Source organism: Martelella alba, assembly GCF_005217455.1.
Classification (GTDB): domain Bacteria; phylum Pseudomonadota; class Gammaproteobacteria; order Enterobacterales; family Enterobacteriaceae; genus Acerihabitans.
This window is the reverse complement of record NZ_SZPQ01000097.1, coordinates 1-3030: the sequence shown is the minus strand read 5'-3', so window position 1 is coordinate 3030 and position 3030 is coordinate 1. Positions and strand designations below refer to the sequence as shown.

The following is a 3030-nucleotide window of genomic DNA, read 5'->3' as shown; positions in this document are numbered from 1 at the left end:
GAATCGGTTCATCGGCAGTTCCGGAAGCTGACGAAAACCAAAGGCGCGTTTCCTAATGAAAACAGTCTGTTAAAGCTTCTTTATCTGGGGCTAATGAATGTGCAGGAGAAGTGGACAATGCCCATCCAGAACTGGAACTTGACCTTGTCGCAGTTGGCCATTTATTTTGACGGGCGACTGAATAACGTGATCACGCTGTAATGTTTTTACCGTGACACAGAATTCTGAACACTCCCGCGCGTTTTATCGTACATCGCCATATCCGTGCGCAGTTCAGTTGTGAACACTGCGATACCGTCGTCAGCGCGGCGCTCCCCGCGCAGCACACTGGCTGCGTGACGTATTAACGCGCTTGCCTACCTGGCCCAACAACCGAATCAGCGAGCTGTTGCCCTACGCCGAAAATAGCTTTAGCCAATACCGACCAGTCTATAACACGACTTCCTCGGCGCAATGTGAGTTCGCCGATCGGTTACGTATTAACTAGAATGATTCAACTTGGTCTATACCGGGAAACAGCGAAATAGATCCAAAGATCTGCCTTACTGAGTTTCATCGCGGCCTTCATCTATGAGGCGCAGAACTTCCGTTACTAGTGCAGCAGCGAAGCGCTGCTCTTGCAGTCTCTCATTTTCCAAATTTGTATCGGTACCATGCATGAACTGTCCGTAACGCACGGGGCCCGTCAGCAGATAGCCTTCAACGTTGTTATTACCTTCAGCGAAGCATTTCTGCAGTGCGTCCAGTCCAGTCTCGATCGCTGTCTGATGCTTTCCACTTTTTATGCGATCAAGGAATTTTTCTGCAATGTCTTCAGGTTCGCCGGCGTAGCGCATCACATGGATCAAATCGGCTGCATCCTTAGGTTCGTTGCGGTTATGAAACGAAATCGCTTTCAGCAGGATGAACACAACTTCATCCGCAAATCGTATGGTTTCAAAAACAATCCCCGCGTCGCCTTGCCCGTTATCCCCAAAGAGCATCGCAGAGATCTCTTTCTCGGCGTACCATTCATATGACATTTCAGCATACGGGATCACGAGAGCAGAAACCGCCTCACCGTCTATTGGGACTTCTTTACCGGGTTTTCCACCAGTATTGTTTCCCTGTAAAAACTCTACCAATACGGGAGGACCATCGGGAATGGGGAATTCCCAGCGCCATGCGTTTTTATCCGAGTTTTTTCTGAAGCCCCTATCAACCAGCTGATCGTGCAGAGAGGCATAATTCCCCCCTTCAGCGATAACTTGCAGGTTGAGCACGATATCAACATCAGATGTACCATAATGTTCAGGCACCTGAGGTTCCTGCGCGGGAGTTAAATAGCGCGGGACGAGTCCGCCTATCAGGCGAAGCGTGCCTTTCATGGTGCCGAAGGTGGTCAATAAAGTGACTAATACCCGCTCACACATTTCCGTGTTAATGGCTGAGTATCCGGATCTGTCTTTCGGTTTGGTGTGGATTACCATAGTTATATCTCCAGAATTTCCCTGCGAAACTGTTCAGCAAGTTCAGCATTTCTTCCTTTACCGTCCAGCAGAGACAGGTACTGAATGAAGTCACTGGCGACGGGGATGTTGTTTTCATAATTTATAAATTGCAGAGCAGCGGGGGCGCATTCATGTACAACAACGTTGTAGCCCTTTTCCGTGCGTTTAATACCCGTCAGCATGATAAACTGTTCCGCACTGCCGGTTGGAACGATAATCTCTGCCACATTTACGCCCGTGAGTAATGGCATGGCCTGATTTGCTGGCAGGGCACCCGTCAGCGCCCAACTGATGTCACCACCTACGTGACTAACCTTGCGTTCAATTTTTCTGACGCAATCCACTGCATCCGTTGCAAACAGGTACCCGTAGAGTGCACGATTTTCCCGTTGCCTGGTGGCTTCCGACCAAGCATTAAGTAAAGCAGCGGGATTAATCAGCCTGCGGCGCTGTGAACGACCGCCCTCACTGGTTTTGCCCAGCCATTCTCTCATTTCCAGCTCTCTTAGAACGCCAGAAACCGTGTATGCTGAAGTTCCAGAACGCTCACTGAGTTCTTCACCTGAGAACCATTTTCCCTGTGACTGAAGTAAAGCATGAACGACCATTTCCCTCGCACCAGTGAACAGATCGCCACTCCCGCGTTTCGCTGCTTTTTTGCGAGGTTTTTGTATGTCGATAATTGATTGTTTATGCTTGATAAAGAGAGTGCCACCCATCTCATAGTATCCAACATCATGATCTTTAAGCATTTCTCTTGCGCCGCCACTGATCAGCTCAGCGGCAAAAATCGGGACAATATCAGGCTTACTGACGTTTTTCTGACAAAATTCCTCAATTTTCCAGATTGCTTGTCTTATATCCCTCGGATAAGCCTGTTTTTTTACCTCTACGGGCATGATCCAGACACCCTGAATACCTCTGACCTCCAGCACACAATCAATACCTTCATCGCCCGGCAGGTCACTCCGTTTTTTAATCCTGGCTTCAAGGATGCTTTCAAGGGTTGACATCACATCCTGTAGAAGCTTGTTTTCAAGTTGAATCACTACGGACGCCCCTCATAAAAATATATTTTTCTTAGCTTTGAATTATAGTTTATCTGTACAGCTAAGGAAAAGTAAAAAGCTAATCCTTAGCCAAAAAACATTGTTTAGCTGTTCAGATAAGAATTGTATTATGGATAATGAAAACGCTGCAAACATAGCACTGAGCAAGATTTAAGAAGGGGCATTCGCCATAAAGTATGTAGGCGTTACGGGTGGTTAAATGACCTACGTGCTGTTCATTGACAGCCGAGTCGGTTTGCAACATCTGCTCTTGGCTGTGAGTTCAATTGGTCGATGCAACGCTATCATAATCAATGGGAAACTGAAGTGGTTTACTAAACAGGGGTCATACATGCTCTTGAACTACCGGTAGCACCAATTCTCAGTAAACGTACAGCATGCGCCGTATTGACAGAGCCTGTACATAAGATTGTGTAATTGCCTGATTTTGATATGTTCTATCCAACATCAAAAACAGGTTAACTTATGGA

General features: G+C 47.2%; 3 protein-coding genes and 1 pseudogene. 2 read left to right on the top strand and 2 right to left on the bottom strand.

Annotated elements, in window-relative coordinates:
- Positions 1 to 201: transposase (locus FCN80_RS25550; RefSeq protein ID WP_136993131.1), on the top strand; the 201-nt coding region annotated here is incomplete at its 5' end.
- A gap of 127 nt (positions 202 to 328) precedes the next feature.
- A pseudogene (locus FCN80_RS27560) lies at positions 329 to 415 on the top strand (transposase domain-containing protein); the annotation flags it as partial.
- Positions 416 to 542: 127 nt separating this feature from the next.
- On the opposite strand, the gene FCN80_RS25540 reads toward FCN80_RS27560, so the two are convergent.
- Positions 543 to 1469 (bottom strand): hypothetical protein, encoded by a 927-nt coding sequence (locus FCN80_RS25540; protein ID WP_136993129.1) that lies wholly within the window; start codon positions 1467 to 1469, stop codon positions 543 to 545.
- A gap of 2 nt (positions 1470 to 1471) precedes the next feature.
- Complete coding sequence (locus FCN80_RS25535; protein ID WP_136993128.1) at positions 1472 to 2539, bottom strand: hypothetical protein; 1068 nt, start codon at positions 2537 to 2539, stop codon at positions 1472 to 1474.
- Positions 2540 to 3030 lie beyond the last annotated feature (491 nt).